The sequence below is a fragment of the Phytohabitans aurantiacus genome (assembly GCF_027923225.1).
Lineage (GTDB): Bacteria > Actinomycetota > Actinomycetes > Mycobacteriales > Micromonosporaceae > Phytohabitans > Phytohabitans aurantiacus.
The window spans coordinates 135,132-153,546 of the sequence record NZ_BSDI01000032.1 but is presented as its reverse complement, the minus strand read 5'-3'; the positions used below and the strand labels follow the sequence as shown (position 1 = coordinate 153,546).

The 18,415-nt window shown below is 71.2% G+C and carries 16 protein-coding genes; 4 read left to right on the top strand and 12 right to left on the bottom strand.

What is annotated here, in order from left to right:
* Positions 1 to 95: 95 nt before the first annotated feature.
* On the top strand, positions 96 to 2,645 hold the full coding sequence (locus QMG73_RS28565) for a sigma-70 family RNA polymerase sigma factor (protein ID WP_281900725.1): 2,550 nt from the start codon (positions 96 to 98) through the stop codon (positions 2,643 to 2,645).
* Positions 2,646 to 2,943: 298 nt separating this feature from the next.
* Here QMG73_RS28565 and pspM read toward each other — a convergent pair whose 3' ends face one another.
* The 9 genes from pspM to QMG73_RS28520 form a co-directional block, all read right to left on the bottom strand.
* A complete protein-coding gene (gene pspM / locus QMG73_RS28560) occupies positions 2,944 to 3,738 on the bottom strand; it encodes a phage shock envelope stress response protein PspM (RefSeq protein ID WP_281900724.1) in 795 nt (264 codons plus the stop codon).
* 21 nt (positions 3,739 to 3,759) lie between these two features.
* On the bottom strand, positions 3,760 to 4,623 hold the full coding sequence (locus QMG73_RS28555; protein WP_281900722.1) for a PspA/IM30 family protein: 864 nt from the start codon (positions 4,621 to 4,623) through the stop codon (positions 3,760 to 3,762).
* 370 nt (positions 4,624 to 4,993) lie between these two features.
* Entirely contained in the window at positions 4,994 to 5,467 is a 474-nt protein-coding gene (locus tag QMG73_RS28550; RefSeq protein ID WP_281900720.1) for a helix-turn-helix domain-containing protein, read from the bottom strand.
* Between the two features lie 187 nt (positions 5,468 to 5,654).
* Positions 5,655 to 6,122 (bottom strand): CinA family protein, encoded by a 468-nt coding sequence (locus QMG73_RS28545; RefSeq protein ID WP_281900719.1) that lies wholly within the window; start codon positions 6,120 to 6,122, stop codon positions 5,655 to 5,657.
* A complete protein-coding gene (gene pgsA / locus QMG73_RS28540) occupies positions 6,119 to 6,703 on the bottom strand; it encodes a CDP-diacylglycerol--glycerol-3-phosphate 3-phosphatidyltransferase (RefSeq protein WP_281900717.1) in 585 nt (194 codons plus the stop codon). The genes QMG73_RS28545 and pgsA overlap by 4 nt, the downstream gene beginning before the upstream one ends.
* A 139-nt stretch (positions 6,704 to 6,842) precedes the next feature.
* A complete protein-coding gene (gene rimO, locus QMG73_RS28535) occupies positions 6,843 to 8,315 on the bottom strand; it encodes a 30S ribosomal protein S12 methylthiotransferase RimO (protein ID WP_281900715.1) in 1,473 nt (490 codons plus the stop codon).
* 34 nt (positions 8,316 to 8,349) lie between these two features.
* Positions 8,350 to 8,814: a DUF3291 domain-containing protein gene (locus tag QMG73_RS28530; protein ID WP_281900714.1), complete on the bottom strand. Its 465-nt coding sequence runs from the start codon at positions 8,812 to 8,814 to the stop codon at positions 8,350 to 8,352.
* Between the two features lie 7 nt (positions 8,815 to 8,821).
* Positions 8,822 to 9,451 carry a helix-turn-helix transcriptional regulator gene (locus tag QMG73_RS28525; RefSeq protein WP_281900712.1) on the bottom strand — a complete coding sequence of 210 codons (630 nt, stop codon included), beginning with the start codon at positions 9,449 to 9,451 and terminating at the stop codon, positions 8,822 to 8,824.
* A gap of 9 nt (positions 9,452 to 9,460) precedes the next feature.
* The gene (locus QMG73_RS28520) at positions 9,461 to 11,917 is read right to left on the bottom strand and encodes a DNA translocase FtsK (RefSeq protein ID WP_281900710.1); all 2,457 of its coding nucleotides are present in this window, start codon (positions 11,915 to 11,917) and stop codon (positions 9,461 to 9,463) included.
* A 119-nt stretch (positions 11,918 to 12,036) separates the two neighbouring features.
* Between QMG73_RS28520 and QMG73_RS28515 the strand changes: the two genes are divergently transcribed.
* The 3 genes from QMG73_RS28515 to QMG73_RS28505 are packed head-to-tail and all read left to right on the top strand — an operon-like array spanning position 12,037 to position 15,796.
* Positions 12,037 to 12,474, top strand: a complete 438-nt coding sequence (locus QMG73_RS28515) for a type III secretion system chaperone family protein (RefSeq protein ID WP_281900707.1) — start codon at positions 12,037 to 12,039, stop codon at positions 12,472 to 12,474.
* On the top strand, positions 12,471 to 14,249 hold the full coding sequence (locus tag QMG73_RS28510; protein WP_281900706.1) for an HSP90 family protein: 1,779 nt from the start codon (positions 12,471 to 12,473) through the stop codon (positions 14,247 to 14,249). The genes QMG73_RS28515 and QMG73_RS28510 overlap by 4 nt, the downstream gene beginning before the upstream one ends.
* Positions 14,246 to 15,796, top strand: coding sequence for a type III secretion system chaperone family protein (locus tag QMG73_RS28505; protein WP_281900705.1), 1,551 nt, complete (start codon positions 14,246 to 14,248; stop codon positions 15,794 to 15,796). Before QMG73_RS28510 ends, QMG73_RS28505 begins: the two co-directional genes overlap by 4 nt.
* Here QMG73_RS28505 and QMG73_RS28500 read toward each other — a convergent pair.
* The 3 genes from QMG73_RS28500 to QMG73_RS28490 all read right to left on the bottom strand — a co-directional run bounded on the left by QMG73_RS28500 (position 15,750) and on the right by QMG73_RS28490 (position 18,267).
* Positions 15,750 to 16,205: a DUF2784 domain-containing protein gene (locus QMG73_RS28500; protein ID WP_281900703.1), complete on the bottom strand. Its 456-nt coding sequence runs from the start codon at positions 16,203 to 16,205 to the stop codon at positions 15,750 to 15,752. The genes QMG73_RS28505 and QMG73_RS28500 overlap by 47 nt on opposite strands.
* A 234-nt stretch (positions 16,206 to 16,439) precedes the next feature.
* Positions 16,440 to 17,972 (bottom strand): S1 family peptidase, encoded by a 1,533-nt coding sequence (locus QMG73_RS28495; protein WP_281900701.1) that lies wholly within the window; start codon positions 17,970 to 17,972, stop codon positions 16,440 to 16,442.
* Between the two features lie 127 nt (positions 17,973 to 18,099).
* Positions 18,100 to 18,267, bottom strand: a complete 168-nt coding sequence (locus QMG73_RS28490) for a DUF397 domain-containing protein (protein WP_281900875.1) — start codon at positions 18,265 to 18,267, stop codon at positions 18,100 to 18,102.
* Between the last annotated feature and the right edge of the window lie 148 nt (positions 18,268 to 18,415).

Genomic DNA, 18,415 nt, shown 5'->3' with positions numbered 1-18,415 from the left:
CGACAGCCGGGGTACGCGATCATGACGCGATTTCACTAACCGGATTAAACGGACACCTCCGTGACACGCTCGGGGCGTGGGCGTTGGTCCGTGTGATGACCGACGGATACGACGGTGAACCCAGCGACCCGGAGCTGATCGCCGCGGTACGCGCTGGCGCGCACGACGCCTTCGAAGCGCTGTACCGCCGCCATTTCGAGCCGGCGCGGCGGGTGGCCCGTGCCCTCGCGCGCGACCCGGCCGAGGTCGACGACCTGGTGGCGGAGGCGTTCGCCAAGCTTTTCGGCACCCTCCGCGACGGCGGCGGCCCCGACGTGGCCTTCCGCCCGTACCTGGTCACCACGATCAGGCGACTCTTCTACGACAGCCAGCGGCGGGCGCGACGCGAGAACGTCACCGACGACCCGGCGATCCACGCCCCGGGTGTACCGTTCGACGACACCGCCGAGCGCAAACTGGAACACGCCCTGGTGGCGCGGGCCTTCACCAAGCTGCCCGAACGGTGGCGCACGGTGCTGTGGCACACCGAAGTCGAAGGCGACCCGCCGTCGGCCGTCGCGCCGCTCATGGGCCTGACACCCAATGGTGTGGCCGCGATGGCGTACCGGGCACGGGAGCGGCTGCGCGAAAACTACTTGCGCGAACACATCGCCACCGAGCCCGCCGACGAGTGCCGGTGGGCGATCGAGCGGCTGGGCGCCCATGTCCGCGGTGGCCTGTCCCGCCGCGAGAACCGGCGGGTCGGTGAGCACCTGTCCGGCTGCGGGCCGTGCCACCTGCTCTTCGTCGAACTGGACGAGGTCAACTCGGCGCTGCGCCTGATCCTGGTGCCAGTGCTGCTCGGAATCCCAGCGGCGGCGTACCTCGGCACGGCCGGCACCACCGCGGCAGCGGCTGCCCTGGGCACGACGGCCGCGACCGGCGCGGGCGCGGCTGGAGCTGGATTCGGCGCGGCCGGGGCTGGGACAGGCGCGGGCGCGGCTGGGACAGGCGCGGCTGGCGCCGGGTTTGGTGCAGGCGGGGCTGGGACGGGCGCGGGCTCGGCCGGCGCGGGCGGTGCCGGGGGCTTCGGTGGCGGCGGGAAGGGTGCCGTCGTCCGGAAGCTGGTGCGCCAGCGGTCGACGCAGGCGGTGGCCGGCGGCGGTGCCGTGGCGGCAAGCCTCGTGGTGATCGCGCTGGTGCTCACCGGCCAGCCTTCGCCGGTCGAGCGTCCGGAGGCCGCGCCCTCACCGACCGAAGCGGCCCCCGCCCCGTCCCCCGCAGCCCCGCCGCCCTCGCCAGCCCAGACGCCGCAACCCGATCCGACCCGGCCACCAGAGTCGTCGCCCGCGACCCCCTCGCGCTCACCGGCCCAGCCGATCGCAGCGTTGGAAGCCCGCCTGGAACCTGTCGGCACCCTCGTGCGCGGCCGCCCCGCGGTGCTGGCCCTGACGGTGACACACGCCGGCCGATCCAGCGCCAGTTCCGCGCCCCCTCCCGGCGGCGGCTCAGGCGGCGGGAGCGCCCTGCCTAGCTTCGGGGCGACGGATACCGGCCCGCTCACCGCGGAGGTCACCGTGCCCGGTGGCGTCGCGCTGCGCGAGGGAGCGCCGGGCGGCGGGTGGCGCTGCGCCGGGTCCGCCGGACGCATCCGCTGTACGCGTACGTCACTGAAGCCGGGCGCCACAGCCCGCGGGTACCTGCCGGTCACCGTCTCGGGCACCGCGGCGGGTACCCCACGGGTCCGGCTCACCGCACCCCGCGCCAGTACGACGACGGCGGTCGCACCGATCGGCGTACGCGATGGCGGCCTCGCCGCGGCCTTCGCCGGCTCCCTGCCAGCCACCGTCGCGGTCGGCGGCAACTCGCTGCTGTCCTGCGGCGCTCTGTCGCTCACCTGCACAGCGGTGCGCGCGGGCTCGCGGCCGGGTGACAACGGCGACCACCGCATGGCCCGGTACGCCGATCCGGAAGCGCCAGCCGGCGTCCCGTACGGCTCGATGGTGAGCGGTGCCGACATCGCGGTACCCGGGTCGGTTGTATGGGCGGGCCTCTACTGGGCCGGTTCCGGCACACCACCCGCCACGGTGGCCGCCCGGCTGCGCGGGCCGGGCGCGTCCGAGTACACGATGATCAGCGCCGACCGCGTGGACCGGACGACGGACGACGACTTCGAAGGCGGCGCGTACCAGGCGACCGCCGACGTCACCGGCCTCGTCCGCGGCTCGCGCGGTGGTAGATGGTGGGTGGCCGTCGATGCGGGAGCGTTCCGGACCGGCATGAACGCGTTCGGTGGTTGGACGCTGCTCATGGTGGTACGGGGTGATGGTCCGGCGCGTACCGTGGCGGTCTTCGACGGGTTCACGGCGCTGGCACGCGGGCAGTCGTTCACGGCGCCGGTCTTCGGGGCTCCTGGCGCGGCGCAGGTCGGGTTCGTGGGCTGGGAGGGCGACCGGACCCTGACCGGCGATCGTGTGACTCTCGGTGGGCGGTCGCTCGGCGACAACGTGGCGGCCAGCCGCGCGTCGGGTACCCCGGACGGGTGGCACACGTTCGGCACGGACGCGCGCCGTCTCAGTACACGAATCTCGGGGTCCGCGTCGCTGACAGCGACCGCTGGCGACGACGCCTGGCTCCTAGGCCCGATGGCCCTGACCACCTCATAACCCCGCGCCCCCCATGCGGCGATCTTGGGTGCTCGGCCTCGCGCCGCACGCGCGGCCGGCGGGCTGCGGTCACGGACTGCCGCGCTGTGACCGAGGGCGCGACCGCCGCGCCCGTATCCGGCAATCTTGGAGCGCGAGCGTCGCCTGGACGACGGTAGAGCTCCAAGATTCGGACGCCGCAGGCGTCCGTGGCGAATCACTGCCCTAGCAGCCGACCAGGCGGGCGTAACGCCGCGCGCTTTCGACCGATCGGCGAGGGCTGTCGGGCACGGCCCGGCGCGGGCGGCGACGCCGCTGGTTACGCGAGGGTTGGGCCGGGGTGCGGGGTCCGGGGAGTCGTGTCGCGGAGCTCGGCCAACCCGGCCGCCACCCCGCGGAGCAGGTCGCTCGCCTCGGTGAGCCGGGTCACCGACGGGTCTTCGGTGACCATGCGGCCGTCTTCCGCGACGTAGCTGGCGGCGGCCGCCACCAGCCGCTCGTACGCCGCCACACCGGTGTCGAGCTGGCCCACAAGCGTCGAGTGCGCGTCTTCGAGGGCGGGCCGGGTGTCCGGCGGCGCGAACCGTAGTGCCTTTTCCACCCCCGCCACCCGCTGCGCGAGGTCACGCAGCGAACGCTCCGCGACCGCCGCCTCCAGCACGGCCGGCTCGCCGGGGCCGGTGAGCCGTGCGGCGAGCCCGTGCAGCGTCATAGCCGCCCGGTCGAGGCGAGCCCACGGGCCGGCCGCCCCCGAGCCGCGCAGGGCGAACCGGGCCTGCTGCCGCCGTACCTCCTCGACGGCCGTGCGGCCGATCGGCAACCGCTGGACGGCGTTGACCAGGCGTTGGCGGGCCTGCTCGCCGGCCAGGGCCGGGTCGGGTGGCGGTGGGGCCGGCTGTGCCGCCAGGGCGCGCAGGTCGGCCCAGCGCCATCCGGCCAGTGCCACCGAGCCGCCCGCGGCAGCCGCCCAGAAGGCGTCGGCGAGCCCGAGTCCGGCGTACGGGGTGAGGACGATGGCCGCACCGCCAAGACCGCCCGCGAGGACGCTCCATCGACGGGCCGATCGGCGCAACCGCTTGAGCCGCCGGAAGTACCTGGTCCGGGCGTCTGCCATCTCGTCCTCCCCCGTAGCTGGTCAGCCTGCGGCGCTGGTGTCTCCCGCGCTCTTGTCGCGGGCCAGGTTGGCGCGGATTTCGTCGAGACGGGCCACTCCGGCGGTGTCGGCGGCGCTGGCGGCCGGCTCGACGGCGGGCTGCTCGGGCTTGGCCGCCAGCTTGTCGCCGGACATGCTCGCCCGGATCTGCTCCAGCCGGGACGCGCCGGCCATGTCGAGCGTCGACTTCTGGATCTCCAGCATGCGCCCCTCGACGGAGTTGCCAGCCAGCTCGGCGCGGCCCATCGCGTTGGCGTACCGGCGCTCGATCTTCTCGCGCACCTCGTCGAGGGACGGGGTGTTGCCGGGCGCGGCCAGCGACGACATGGACTCCAGCGAACGGGCCACGCTCTCCTGCATCTTGGCCTGCTCGAGCTGGCTGAGCAGCTTGGTGCGCTCGGCGAGCTTCTGCTGGAGGATCATCGAGTTGTTTTCGACCGCCCGGCGAGCCTGGGCGGCGGCGCCGAGGGCCTGGTCGTGCAGCGTCTTGAGGTCTTCCATCGACTGCTCGGCCGCGACAAGCTGGGTGGCGAGCGTCTGCGCCGTCTGCTCGTACTTTCCGGCCTCCGCCTCGTCGCCGCTGGCCCGCGCCTTGTCGGCGAGCACGAGCGCCTGCCGTGCCATGGACTGGAGCCGCTCGACCTCGGACATCTGGCGGGACAGCTTCATTTCGAGCTGTCGCTGGTTGCCGATCACGGCGGCGGCCTGCTGCACGAGGGCCTGGTGCTGGCGCTGGGCGTCTTCGATGGCCTGCTGGATCTGCACCTTGGGATCGGCGTACTCATCTATCTTGGCGCCGAACAAGGCCATCATGTAGCGCCAGCCCTTGACGAACGGGTTCGCCATCTCCGCGGTATCCCCTCAGTGTGATCGCTCTATGTGGCCGGCGCCGGGCAGCAACCCGGGCGACGGCGCGGCAGATCCCCATCGTCCCAGCCCGACGCCAACCCGTCATGCGACCTCAGGGGGATATCCGGGTTTCGGCCGTCTCATCCAGAACCCTACGCGCACACTTCCGCCCCAGCCACCCTGCGCGGATCAAGGTCAACCGCATGGATCAAGGGCCAAAACACGCGGAAAAGAGATCAAACCACGTGCGTTCGCCCTTGATCGACGGGCAGGGCCCGCCGGGCGCGCGAGCGCGCTAACGGGCGCTGCCCGCGAGCGCGCTGGCACGCGCCACAGGCGCGCGTAGCGCGCCGCGGGCAGCGCTGAGTCAGGCGGCGCAGAAGTCGCGGTCGCGTTGAACGGGGCGCATGTTGCGGGTGGCCCGCAGGGTCGCCTTCAGTGGCGTCTCCTGGCGTACCGACACCGACACGGAACCGTCGGTGGCGACCCGGCGCATGGACGCCTCTGGCGCCAGCGTCCGCCCAGCGTCGGCCTGTGCCGGAATCGCTGCCGGCTCGGCGGCGGCCCGCCGCTCGTCGCGCACCGGGACCAGGACGCCGTCCATGTCCTCGGCCAGCGCGAGCGTGTCGCTCACCTCGCGCAGCAGCTCGGAGAGCTGGGCACCGAGCGCGTCACAGATCGCCGAAAGCAGCTCGCTGGACGCCTCTTTCTGGCCGCGCTCGATTTCGGACAGGTAGCCGAGGCTGACATTCGCCGCGGTGGACACCTCGCGCAGGGTGCGATGCTGACCCTGCCGGCGCGCGCGCAATGCGTCGCCGAGAACCCGACGTAGCAGGACCATCGCACCTCCCCCTGACGCGGACCGACCGGCGGCTGCCGGAGGCTTCCCGCAACCGTACCCGCTATCCGGCAGCACGACATCCCGCCACACTGCCGGTTCGCGCACAGCGTAGATCGCGCTCAGCGCACGCGAGAAGGCCGGCGCGGATCGCGCTCAGCGCCCGCCGAAAGGCCGGCGCGGACCGCGCTCACCGCACCGCGAGACGCTCGCCGAGAAGGGAAAACGCGGCGTCGACGGCCGCCACCCGGATGGCCTGGCGGTCGCCGGCCAGGACCAGCCTTCGCACGGAAGAGGCGGCAGGGCCGGCCACCGCCACGTAAACGGTGCCGACGGGTACGCCGTCTTGCGGTTCGGGTCCGGCGACGCCCGTGGTGGACAACCCCCAGTCGGCCCGGCAACGCTCGCGCCCACCATGGGCCAGCGCGACGGCCACATCCGGATCGACCGGCCCGCGCTCCTTCAAAAGCTTCTCGGGTACGCCCGCCAGCGTCGCCTTGAGATCGGTGGCGTACACCACGAGCCCGCCCCGGAACACGGCACTCACCCCCGGGACGGTGACCAGCGTGGCGGCCAGCAGCCCGCCGGTGAGCGACTCGACGGCGGCGACCGTCTCGCGCCGCTCGATCAGCGCGCGGACGAGCGTGTCGACGGTCACGTGGCGCCGGCAGTGCGGCGCAGGCGCAGCGCCCGGAGCGTGTAGTCGAGCCCGGTGATCACGGTCACCACGACAGCGGCCGCCATGATCCACGGACCGACGGAGGCCAGCCCGGACGGGAACGGCCACAGGTACCAGCTGATCGCCAGGATCTGGAGCGTCGTCTTGATCTTGCCGCCACGGCTGGCGGCGATCACGCCGTACCGGATGACCCAGAACCGCAGCGCCGTCACCCCGAACTCGCGGACCAGGATGACCATGGTCACCCACCACGGCAGCCCGTCGTACCAGGACAGCAGCAGCAGCGCGGTGCCGGTGAGCGCCTTGTCGGCGATCGGGTCGGCCACCTTGCCGAAGGCGGTCACCAGCCCGTATCGCCGGGCGATCCAGCCGTCGGCGAAGTCGGTGCCCGAAGCGAACATGAACGTCAGGCACGCCGCGATCCGCCAGCCCTGGTGGACCATCTCGGACGCCAGCACCATGCCGACGAAGACCGGTACGAGCACGAGCCGGAGGAGGGTCAACGCGTTGGCGGCGTTGACGACCGGAACGGAAACGGCCGCTGCCCCCGGCTCGGTCATGCGCCGCCTCCCGCAGCCGCCACAAAGCGGGTGGTGCCACCTGACAGCAGCGAGGACAGCGACCGGAGCGACTGGCGGCTACAGGGAGGCACAAAGGGCGCATGACCCGCGCGAGCGGAGCGAGCGCCGACCAGCAGAGTCATCCAGTCACCGGCCCAGAAACTCCAGTCACCGCCGCCGAGACCATCGTGACGGGGACCGCCACCAGGTCGACGCCCTCGGTGGCGGTGACGGTGGCCCGGACCAGGTCGCCGGGGCGCAGCGCGGCCAGGTCGACCCCGTCGCCCGCGACCAGCGTGGTGGAACCGTCGACCTCGGGCGCCTGGTGCGCGGCACGCCCCTCGACCACCCCATCGTCAATGGTGTCGACGAGCACCTCGACCGTGCTGCCCAGCCGCTCCTCGGCCCGCTGGGCGCACAGCTCGTCGGCCAGCGACAGCAGCTTCTCGTACCGCCGCTTGATCGTGGCGCGACTCACCTTGCCGGTCATCGTGGCGGCCTCGGTGCCGTCTTCGTCGCTGTAGTCGAAGACGCCGATGGCGTCGAGCCGCGCCTCGGTCAGGAAGCGCACCAGCTCGTCGACGTCGCCGCGGGTCTCGCCCGGGAACCCGACGATGAAGTTGCTGCGCGCGCCGGCATCTGCCGCGAGCGCCCGCGCGGATGCCAGCAGCTCCAGGAACCGCTCGGTCGACCCGAACCGGCGCATCCGCCGCAGCACCGGCTCGCTGGAGTGCTGGAAGGACAGGTCGAAGTACGGCGCGACGCCCGGCGTGGTGGCGATCACCTCGACCAGACCGGGGCGGGTCTCGGCGGGCTGCAGGTAGCTGGCCCGGACGCGCACGATGCCCTCGATCGCGGCGAGCTGCGGCAGCAGCTTTTCGAGCAGCCGGGGGTCGCCGAGATCCTTGCCGTAGGACGTGGAGTTTTCGCTCACGAGCACGAGCTCGCGCACGCCGTTCTTGGCCAGCCACTCGGCTTCGGCGAGCAGCTCTTCGGGAGTACGCGAGACGAAGGACCCGCGGAACGAGGGGATCGCGCAGAAGGAGCACCGGCGGTCGCAGCCACTCGCGAGCTTGAGCGACGCGACCGGACCCTCCGCCAGGCGCCGCCGGCGCAGGTGCTTGGGCAGCGCGTGGCCGGGCACGACGACGCCGGTGTCGCGCCGGGCCACCGGCGTGATCGGCAGCAGCTCTCGCCGGTCACGAGGGGTGTGCGCGGCCAGCCGCTCGCCGTTCAGCACCGCGCCGAGCCGCTCGGAGATCTCGGGGTAGTCGTCGAAACCGAGCACGGCGTGCGCCTCGGGCAGGCTGCCGGCCAGCTCGCGCCCGTATCGCTCGGCCATGCAGCCGGCGGCCACCACCTTGGCACCGGTGTCGGCGGCGGCCATGAGGGTCTGTATCGAGTCTTGCTTGGCTTTTTCGACGAAGCCGCACGTGTTGACCAGCACCACGTCGGCGGCCTCGCCATCGGTGGTGACATCCCAACCGTCGGCGTGCAGCCGGCCGGCCAGCTCCTCCGAATCGACCTCGTTGCGCGCGCAGCCGAGCGTCAGCAGCGCGACCCTGCGGGGCGGTGCAACGTGAGAGTGGTCAGAGGAGGAGTCAGACACCATCCGAGGGTACCGGGCGAGCCTGACACCTTCGTAATTAGACGGCAGCGGCGCGTGGCGCGGGGAACGGACGGCGGAGGGTGAACGCCTCGGGGCAAGGACCCGACCGGTTCAGCAGGTCGCGCCGCTCGCCCGCCTCTTTGAGGGTGGGCAGCGTGCCGGCCGGAATCCACCACATCACCAGATGCTCGCCGACGCTGTCGTGGTGAAACCACTCCCGCCGCCTGCGTACCGCCTCCAGGTGGTCGCGGGTCTGGTACGTGTACGCCCGCAGCGACTCGACGTCTTCCCAGACCGACAGGTTGACCAGCATGTCGGGGCCGAACGGGCGCAGGCCCGTCGAGTCTTCGCCGCCCTCCTCGATGAGCCGCCACACGAACCCGGGTGACGCGTCGGCGAGCGCGTTGAGCGGCTGCAGGCCGGCGACGAAGCCAGCCATCGCGGGGTCGTCGAGGGAAGCCTTCATGCGGGCGACGTTGAGCTCGGCGAGGTGAAAAATCATGGCGGTACTATAAATCATCGCCGTTGTTTTTAGAAAGGCGCACGCAGCAGTCGCCCGGTGCCGGGTCCAGGCGGGCGCGCCAGCCGGTGCCCTCGACCAGGCCCTCGACAAGCGCGAGGTTCATGCCGCACACCAGCGGTGGGAACTGCTCGGCCAGCCGGTGGAACGGGCAGTTGCGCAGGCGTACCTCTTGATCGTCGACCTCTGGGTGGTACCCGCGCTCCGCGAGCAGGGTGACCACGTCGGACCCGGCGGCGTCCGCGCGGCCGCGCCGGCGCGCGACCTCGAAGAGGGCGGCGTCGGCGCCGGACCGCTCGATGGCCTCGGCCAGCAACTCGGCCGCGGACTCATAGGTGCGCGGCGGCACGCTGACCGCGCGCTCGACGGCCGCGCGGTGGTAGAGCTTCGCGGGACGCCCGGCGCCCGGTCCGGATTTTCCGGTACGCCGCGCGAACGACGCCTCCAGCAAGCCGGCGTCGACCAGCTTGTCGAGATGAAAAGCGGCGAGGGTACGGCCGACGCCGAGCGCCGTCGCGACCTCGTCACGCCCGACGGGCGACGCGCTCGCGACCACGGCGTCGTACGCCGCCCGGCGCACAGGGTCGGTCAGTAAGGAGAGGGCGTCGAGATCTTCCACGCCTCAAGTCTATGACTCACCGGCGTTGGTGATAGAGGCCATGACCTCGTCCAGCTCGTCCGGCTTGATCAGCACGTCGCGCGCCTTGGAGCCCTCGGACGGCCCGACGATGCCCCGGGTCTCCATGAGGTCCATGAGGCGTCCCGCCTTGGCGAAGCCGACCCGCAGCTTGCGCTGCAACATCGACGTCGAGCCGAACTGCGACGTGACCACCAGCTCGATCGCCTGCACCAGCACATCGAGGTCGTCGCCGATGTCTTCGTCGATCTTCTTCTTCGGCTCGGCGGGCGCCAGCACGTCCGGCCGGAACTCCGGCTCGCGCTGGTCCTTGCAGAACTTGACGATGTCCTGGATCTCCGATTCGGACACCCAGGCACCCTGGATGCGGATCGGCTTCGACGCGCCCATCGGCAGGAACAGCCCGTCGCCGCGCCCGATCAGCTTCTCCGCGCCGGGCTGGTCGAGGATGACCCGCGAGTCGGCGAGCGAGGACGTGGCGAACGCGAGCCGCGACGGCACGTTCGCCTTGATGAGGCCGGTGACCACGTCGACCGAGGGGCGCTGGGTGGCCAGTACCAGGTGGATGCCGGCCGCCCGGGCGAGCTGCGTGATCCGCACGACCGAATCTTCGACGTCGCGCGGCGCCACCATCATGAGGTCGGCGAGCTCGTCGACGATGACCAGCAGGTACGGGTACGGGCGGATCTCGCGCTCACTGCCCGGCGGCGGCTTGATCTGCCCAGCGCGCACCTTGCGGTTGTAGTCGTCGATGTGGCGTACCCCGGCGGCGGCCAGGTCGTCGTAGCGCATGTCCATCTCGCGCACGACCCAGTCGAGGGAGTCGGCCGCCTTCTTCGGGTTGGTGATGATGGGCGTCACGAGGTGCGGTACGCCCTCGTAAGCGGTCATCTCCACGCGCTTGGGGTCGATGAGGATCAGCCGCACCTCGTCCGGCGTCGCCCGGCTCAGGATCGACACCAGCAACGAGTTGAGGCAGGACGACTTGCCCGCGCCGGTGGCGCCCGCGATGAGGATGTGCGGCATCTTGGCGAGGTTGGCCACCACGTAGCCGCCCTCGATGTCCTTGCCGAGCGCGACCAGCATCGGGTGGTGGTCGCTGCCCGACGCCCGTGACCGCAGCACGTCGCCGAGCGCCACGTCTTCCCGGTCGGAGTTCGGGATCTCGACGCCGACCGCGCTCTTGCCCGGGATCGGGCTGAGAATACGAACATCCGGTGACTTCACGGCGTACGCGATGTTGCGGGACAGCTGGGTGATCCGCTCCACCTTGACGCCGTGGCCCAGCTCTACCTCGTACCGGGTGACCGTCGGACCGCGTGTGAATCCCGTCACGGCCGCGTCGACGTCGAACTGCTCGAAAACACCCTGCAGCGCGGCGATCACCTCGTCGTTGGCCTTGCTGCGAGTCTTCGCCGCGGTCCCCGCGCGCAGCAGGTTCGGCGGCGGCAGCTTGTAGTCGCCCGCCATCCCGGTGATCGCCAACTGCTCGGCCCGCGTCGGCGGCGGCGAGTGCTCGGGCGGCTCGGCCACCTTGCGGGCGGCCGGCACCTTCGCCGGCGGGGTACGCGGCAGGACGACCGTGTCGTGCACGATCTCGTCTTCGTCGGCGTCGGCGTCCTGTGACACGCTCGCCTGGCGGCGCCGCGAGGAGCGGCGGCGGGGCGCGGGGACCGGCTCCTCGTCCTCCTCGTCCTCGTCCTGGCCTTCCTCGGTGGCGATCGGGCGACCCAGTACCGACGCCACGAGCACGCCCAGCCGCTCGGGCACCTTGTTGATGGGCGTGGCGGTGATGACGAGCAGCCCGAAGAGCAGCAGCAGGATCAGCAGCGGCACGGCCACCCACTGGGTCACCGCGCGCTCCAGCAGCGACCCGATGCCCGCGCCGATGAGGCCGCCCGCATAGTCGCGCTGCGTGTTGTCGATGGGCGACTGCCCGATGTGGAGCAGGCCGGCGGACGCCAGGATGAGGGCCGACCAGCCGACCATGCCGCGGCCGCGGCGCGCCGGGTCGCCCGGCTCGCGCATCAGCCGGACGGCCGCCACGAGCAGCAGCAACGGCAGGGCCGCCGAGATCGCACCGAAGAACAGCCGCATGCTGTCGGCCACCCAGGTGCCGACCGGACCGGCTGAGGAGAACCAGACCGCCACGCCGCTGAGGATCGCGACGCCCAGTATCAGAAGGCCGGCGCCGTCGCGGCGATGCTCGGGGTCGAGGTCACGGGCCGTCGCCGCCTGCTTACCGACGCTGCGCGCCGCCCAGCCGACGCTGTGTGCGACACCCATCCAGACCGCGCGGATGCCACGACCGGCCAGGACCGCGATGCTGGGGTTGGTGGTACGCCGAGCTGGCCTGCGATTACGGGCTGTCGTGCCACGCGAGGCGGCCGCGCCGCGTGTTGTGGTCGCGCCGCGCCGCCGACTCGCCGAAGAGGTACGGCCCGCCATACCATCACACGGTAGGGGGTTCAGCCCTCGAACCTGGGGATTTGTGGGCGTGTCCACGCGTTGGCACGCTCGACGTAGGGTGCTCTCGACAACTCACGCCAGTACGGAAGGACACGTCCATGCCACCGCCGGATGGTGAGGTGCAGATTCTCGCGCCGCTCACCAATGAGCTGATCACGCAGGTGCTGAGCGCGCACGACTACCACTATGGGGTCGACGACGACGGCGACGTTGGCGGGATGTGGGACGACAACGTCATCTACTTCTTCCGCCGCGGCGCGGACAACGAGATCCTCCAGATCCGGGTGCTGTCCAGCACTGATTTCACGGTCGACGACGTGCCGCGGCTATACGAGTTCTGCAACGAGTGGAACCACGACCGCCTGTGGCCGAAGGCGTTCGTGCACGTCGCCGACGACGGCAGCGCCCGGGTCTGCGGCGAGCTCACCACCGACCTCGAACGCGGTGTCTCCCTCGCCCAGCTCGACCAGCTCATGGAGTGTGGTATCGCCACCGGCTGCCAGCTGGCGAGCGCGGCGGCGGAGCTCAAAGGGTGAGCACGAGAGGCGAGGAACACCGGTTCCAGGTCGACCTGCGCGGTGTGGTCGACCTGCTCAGCCACCACCTGTATGCCAGCCCGCGCGTCTTCGTGCGCGAGCTGTTGCAGAATGCCACCGACGCCATCACGGCGCGTGGTGGGGACGAGCCGGGTCGGGTCACCATCGAGCCGCTGCCGGACGGCGCGCTGCGCGTCAGCGACAACGGCATCGGCCTGACCGAGGAGGAGGTGCACACGTTCCTCGCGAGCGTCGGCCGCACCTCCAAGCGCGACGAGTTGGGCTTCGCCCGCCAGGACTTCCTCGGCCAGTTCGGCATCGGGCTGCTGTCGTGCTTCATGGTCGCCGACGCCATCGAGGTCGTGACCCGCTCCGCTCGCGGTGAGGGAGCGGTGCGGTGGACCGGGTACTCGGATGGGCGATACACGGTCGCGGCGGGCGACCGCGACGAGACTGGCACCACGGTCACGCTCCGCCCCCGCGTCGGCGCCGAGCACTGGCTCAAGCCTGAGACCGTCCGCCAGCTCGCGTCCTCGTACGCCCACCTGCTGGACGTCGACGTCACGGTGAGTGGCGAGCGGATCACGGAGCCCGAGGCGCCGTGGGAGGTCAAGTACGACGACCCGGAGGTACGGCGGACCGCGCTCCTGGACTACGGTGCCACGCTGCTCGGCAGCCGCCCGATGGAGGTCATCGACCTCGACGTGCCCGAGGCCGGGCTGCGTGGCGTCGGCTTCGTGCTCGCGTCGCCGGCGGCCGTCGGCCAGGGCGGCCACCGCGTGTACCTCAAACGGATGCTGGTCAGCGAAGACGCGTCGAAGCTGATGCCGGAGTGGGCGTTCTTCGTGCGGTGTGTCGTCGACACCTCGCAGCTGCGCCCGACCGCGAGCCGCGAAGCACTGTACGAGGACGACCTGCTCTCGTCGGTGCGCGAGTCGCTGGGCGAGCAGGTGCGCACCTGGCTGCTCGACCTGTCCGCCAACCACCCGGAGCGGCTCGCGGCCTTCCTGCGGGTGCACCACCTGGGCGTCAAGGCGCTCGCCGTGCGCGACGACGAGATGCTCCGCCTCGTCGACGCGTGGCTGCCGTTCGAGACGAGCCGGGGCAGCATGCCGCTGCGGGTGTTCCGCCGCGGGCTGGCGATGATCCGGTACGTGGAGACGGTCGACGAGTTCCGGGCGCTCGCGGCGATCGCCAGCGCCGCCGGTACGCCGGTCGTCAACGCCGGGTACGCGTACGACACCGAGATCCTCGAACGACTGTCCCGTTTGGACCCGGACATCCGGGTGCGCCGGCTCGACCCCGGTGAGCTAGCCGCCCGGCTCGAACCGCTGCCCGCCGAGCAGGAGATCACGGTCGCGCCGTTCCTGGAGACCGCCCGGTCGGTGCTGCGCGAGCTCGAATGCGTGCCGCTGATCCGGCAATTCGACCCGGTGACCATGCCCGCCCTGTACGTCATCAGCCAGCGCGCCCGTACCCAGGACGCGGTCCGGCGCGGCCGTGAGGCGTCCGATGAGCTGTGGGCCGACGTGCTGTCGGCGTTCGACGACGTGACCGTCGAGCACCGGCCCGAGCTGGTCCTCAACTGGCGGCACCCGCTGATCCGCAAGCTCGCCTCGTACCCGCCGGGCCCCGCTCTGCGGCACGCCGTCGAGGCCCTGTACGGCCAGGCCCTGCTGGCTGGCCACCACCCGCTGCGCGCAGTGGACAGCGCGGCACTCAACCGTTCCTTCCTCGCGCTGCTCGACCGCGCGTTCCCTTCGGAGGCCCCATGAGTACTGAGCTGCGCCACGCGCTCGACGATGCCACGTCGATGCCCGACGGTGACGGAAAGATCGCCGAGCTGGAGCGCATCACGGCGCACGCCGACGCCGCCGGCGATGTGCGGCTCGCGTACGACTCGCGGATCGCGCTGATCGACGCGTACAACAATCACACCGAGCGGTGGCGGATGCTGCCGGCGTTCGGCTGGTGCCTGGCGACGTTCGACAAGGATGTCGCCGAGCGGCGCGGAACGACAGGCGAGCCGATGTTCGACGACTGGGACGCCGAGCAGCTGCGCTGGTACCACAAGTGGGCGGTCGCCACGCTGCGCAGCACGCCCCGCGTCGGCCTCGCGCAGACCCGCGCCGCGCTCGACGACATGGAGCGGCGGTTCCGCGAGGGCGGCCACAGCATGCAGACCATCTACAACCTCCGCTGCAAGATCGCCGATCACGTCGGTGACCGTGAGGAGGCGCAGCGGTGGTTCGAGCTGTGGCGCACCACCGACCGCGACGAAAACAGTGACTGCGCGGGCTGCGACCCATCCCGCCAGGCGGAGCTGCTCGCGGGTTGGGGCGAGTGGGAAGACGCCCTGCGCACCGTCGAGCCCGTGCTCAACGGCGTTCTCGGTTGCACCGAGCAGCCCGAAAAGGCGCTGGTCACCGTGCTGGAGCCGTACATGCGGCTGGGTCGCCTCGACGACGCGGCACGGGCGCACGTGCGGGCGTACCGGCGGCACCGGTTCGAGCGGGACGCGTTCCCGTTCCTGCCCGAGCACATCCGGTTCTGCGCGCTGACCGGCAACGTCGACCGTGCGCTGGAGATCCTGGGCGAGCACCTCGAATGGCTGGAGCGGCCGTTCGATGAGGCGTCGGCGATGGAGTTCGCGGCCGCTGGCGCGCTGGCCTGCGGCCTATCCCCCGACACCGTGGTGGCCGGCCGCCCCGCGGGCGACCTCGGCAAGGAGCTGGCCACCCAGGCCCGCGAGATCGCCGGGCAGTTCGACGCCCGCAACGGCACCGATCACCAGTCGCGGCGGGTCGAGGCGTGGCTGGCCCTGAGCCCGATCGGCGTACAGGTGGAGCTGCCGCCGGACCAGCCGGCCGGCCCCGGACCGGAGGCCGCGCTGCCCGCCGAGGGGCGCGAGGAGGTGGTCGGCCCGCTGACGCTGGAGGCGATCACCGCGGCGCTCAACGACCGCGGCGACAAGTACTACGTGGACGACGACGGCACGGTCGGCGGCACCTGGGGACGGGCGCACATCACGTTCGACCGGATGGGCGAGGGCAACGAGATCCTGCACGTCAGGGTCGTCGCCCAGCGCCGGCTATCCGCCGAGCGACTGACCGAGGCGTACGCGTTCTGCAACGCCTGGAACCACGACAAGCTGCTGCCGAAGGCGTACGTGCACGACACCGGCGAGGGTGAGCTGATCCTGGCCGGCGACGTCAGCACCGACCTGGAGCACGGTGTGGCAGCGGGTCAGCTGGCCGTGCTGATCCACGCCGCGCTCATGACCGGTGCGCAGTTCGCCGACGAGGCGGCGCAGCTCCCATAGCTTCTCCGTGGTGATCAGGGCGTCCCCCAAGTTGCTCTAACGACTTGAGGGACGCCCTGATCTTCTTGCGCCGCACTAGGTAGCCGGCCCAGGACACCAGCACGATCACCGCGGTCAGGGCCTGCGCCACGTGGGTGTACTGCTGGGGGTAGATGACGCCCTCGACGTACCGGTCGATGAAACCCTGCGTCAGGCCGGCCTCACCGGCCTGACGCCGCGACCAGTCCTCGGCGTAGGTCAGCGGGCACACCAGCCGGCCCGCGATCACCGCGAACCCCCACACACCCGCCGCCAGGTGCGGCCAGATCGCGCGCGGCCAGCGCCACGCGAGGAAGCCGCCCGCCACCAGGTACAGCAGGTAGGCAAAGTGCAGGCCGAGAATCAGCGTGGTCAGATACCGGTACCCCATGATGCCGCCAGCGTACGTCCGCTTCGCGCGCGCGACGTGAGGCCGCGTACTCAGGCACTGGGTGCCGGCGTCCCGTACCTGGACGCCGGCACCCGACCGGCCCACCGACCCGCCTGACCCGATATGACGGGTGTCGGGGCCCCTCACCACAGCCCCGGCGAACGAGGAGGTTGCGCTCGCCGCGGCTTACCCGCGAGAGCCCGGCTGGCAGGGGCCGGGCTCTCGCACCACAAGCTACGAAGTACTGATGCCGAGCGTGTACGCGCCCGAACCGCTGTCCGACTCCACCCGGTACCGGTAGGCACCGGCCGGCGCGTTCACCACGATCTGCTCGTCAGAACCCGGCCCGGTGGCGCGCGCCACGGTCTGGAAGGACCGGCCGTTCCACCGCTGGAGGTACAGGTCGAAGTCGGCACCGGCCGGACCGTCGAGGCAGGCCGTCAACCGCGCCGTACCGGTCAACCGGAAGAACCGGCCGTTGGGCTGTACCGCGCGGCTCCCGGTGCGGTTCAGCGACCCGGTCATCACGTTCTCCATGTCGGCGCACTGGCCGGCCGGCGGTTCGGCGGGCTCCTCCGGCTCCGGCGCCTCCGTGGCCGGCGGTGGGGCTTCCCCGCCCCCGCCGCCGTTCGCGGAGGTGACCAGCGTCAGCCCGTTCCGCTGAAGAATCTCGTTCAGCGGCTGGAAGAACGTCGTGCCGCCCACCGTGCAGTTGCCGGATCCGCCCGAGGTGACACCCTGCGCCTGGTCACCCGACATCCACGAGCCGCCCGAGTCACCCGGCTCGGCGCAGACGTTCGTGCGGGTCAGGCCCGTGACCGTACCCTCCGGGTAGTTGACCGTGGCATTCTTGGCCTGGATCACGCCGCACCGCGTGCCCGTCGTCGAGCCCGACCGGCAGATCGACGCGCCCACCGGCGCCTCCTCCGAACCGGCCACCACGACCTCGCCACCGTTGAAGTCGTTGACCACCGGCCGCGGCGTCCAGTCGCCGTTCACCCGCACCACACCGAAGTCGTCACCGGGGAACGACGAGGCGCTGAACGTGCCCTGCGCCTCCTGGTTGAATCCTGTCGTGTCGTCGCCGACCTGGCCGCAGTGCCCGGCCGTCACGAAGCCGCCCTCGACCGAGAAGCCGACCGAGCAGCGCCCGTTACCGATGAAGAACGGGTCGCCGCCGCGCACGTCGAACAGCGGCACCGGCGCCTCGTCGGTCGACACCACACGCACGCCGGGCGCGTCGCCCGCGAACTCGCGGGCCGCCGCCTCAGCGCCATCATTCGCGAGTACGACGACAGAATTGGTCGCCACGTCGATGTACCAGCCCGGCAACTCGGGCGACGCCACTGCCGCCCGCCGGTCCAAACTCTGCTTGAGGCTGTCAAGCTCGGTCGCGGAGCGCTCCACGACCTTCGGCTCCGCACCAGCGGCCCGCACCTCGTCGGCCAGCGCGCTGTCGGTCACCGCGACCATGAGCTGGCCACTATCCTTGTTCAGCCACCCACCGGCGTACGCCGCCGACACGTCCTGCCGCAGTTCCGCGAGAGTACGGGTGGCCGTCCGCTCCGAGTCCAGCCGCCGCTGCGCCTGGTCCGAGCTGAGCGACAGGTCGCGCTGAAGAGCGGCGAGCAACTCCGGCTCAGCCTTGTTGGCGGCCGTGGTGCGCTCATCTTCGCCCGTCGTCGCGAGCGCCGGCACCGTGATCGCCGCAGCCGCCCCCAAGGTCGCGAAGACGACGCTGGCAGCGAGAATTCGCCTGCGATCCATCCGTGCCTCCTTCCGCCTCCCCCAACGCCACTGACGTTGAAACGGGGTACGGAAACAGAGCTAGACGCGGATGAATGGACCGGCAGTGCTCGATCTCACAAACAAAATCGTGCGAGTAGTGAACCGATCACAATTCGTGATCACGCAACGCGCGAACGAAGGCCCGCCATTCCTCAGCCCGGAAGATCAGCATCGGCCCTGCCGGATCCTTCCCGTCTCGCACCGCAACCATTGGTTGCGCGAGAGCCACCTCCACACACGTGTCCTTGTCACAACGACTGCTCTTCCGCCACATAGGGCGTCGGGTGTCTGCCATCACCGACTCCACTCCGTATAGCCAGTGACTACCATACGAAATCATCGTGACGATTTGAAGCAGTCGAACGAAGTTGGCACCAGTACACCGGAAATAACGGATATATGGTATATAAGCAGTAGCGGGG

What these genes read in the sequence shown, in the direction of transcription:
- rimO (WP_281900715.1), bottom strand. Translation starts at nt 8,315, where the DNA reads ATGGTGTCTGACTCCTCCTCTGACCACTCTCACGTTGCACCGCCCCGC.
- QMG73_RS28505 (WP_281900705.1), top strand. Translation starts at nt 14,246, where the DNA reads ATGAGTACTGAGCTGCGCCACGCGCTCGACGATGCCACGTCGATGCCC.
- QMG73_RS28520 (WP_281900710.1), bottom strand. Translation starts at nt 11,917, where the DNA reads ATGGCGGGCCGTACCTCTTCGGCGAGTCGGCGGCGCGGCGCGACCACA.
- QMG73_RS28515 (WP_281900707.1), top strand. Translation starts at nt 12,037, where the DNA reads ATGCCACCGCCGGATGGTGAGGTGCAGATTCTCGCGCCGCTCACCAAT.
- QMG73_RS28490 (WP_281900875.1), bottom strand. Translation starts at nt 18,267, where the DNA reads ATGTGGCGGAAGAGCAGTCGTTGTGACAAGGACACGTGTGTGGAGGTG.
- pspM (WP_281900724.1), bottom strand. Translation starts at nt 3,738, where the DNA reads ATGGCAGACGCCCGGACCAGGTACTTCCGGCGGCTCAAGCGGTTGCGC.
- QMG73_RS28550 (WP_281900720.1), bottom strand. Translation starts at nt 5,467, where the DNA reads ATGGTCCTGCTACGTCGGGTTCTCGGCGACGCATTGCGCGCGCGCCGG.
- QMG73_RS28565 (WP_281900725.1), top strand. Translation starts at nt 96, where the DNA reads ATGACCGACGGATACGACGGTGAACCCAGCGACCCGGAGCTGATCGCC.
- QMG73_RS28500 (WP_281900703.1), bottom strand. Translation starts at nt 16,205, where the DNA reads ATGGGGTACCGGTATCTGACCACGCTGATTCTCGGCCTGCACTTTGCC.
- QMG73_RS28495 (WP_281900701.1), bottom strand. Translation starts at nt 17,972, where the DNA reads ATGGATCGCAGGCGAATTCTCGCTGCCAGCGTCGTCTTCGCGACCTTG.
- QMG73_RS28555 (WP_281900722.1), bottom strand. Translation starts at nt 4,623, where the DNA reads ATGGCGAACCCGTTCGTCAAGGGCTGGCGCTACATGATGGCCTTGTTC.
- QMG73_RS28530 (WP_281900714.1), bottom strand. Translation starts at nt 8,814, where the DNA reads ATGATTTTTCACCTCGCCGAGCTCAACGTCGCCCGCATGAAGGCTTCC.
- pgsA (WP_281900717.1), bottom strand. Translation starts at nt 6,703, where the DNA reads ATGACCGAGCCGGGGGCAGCGGCCGTTTCCGTTCCGGTCGTCAACGCC.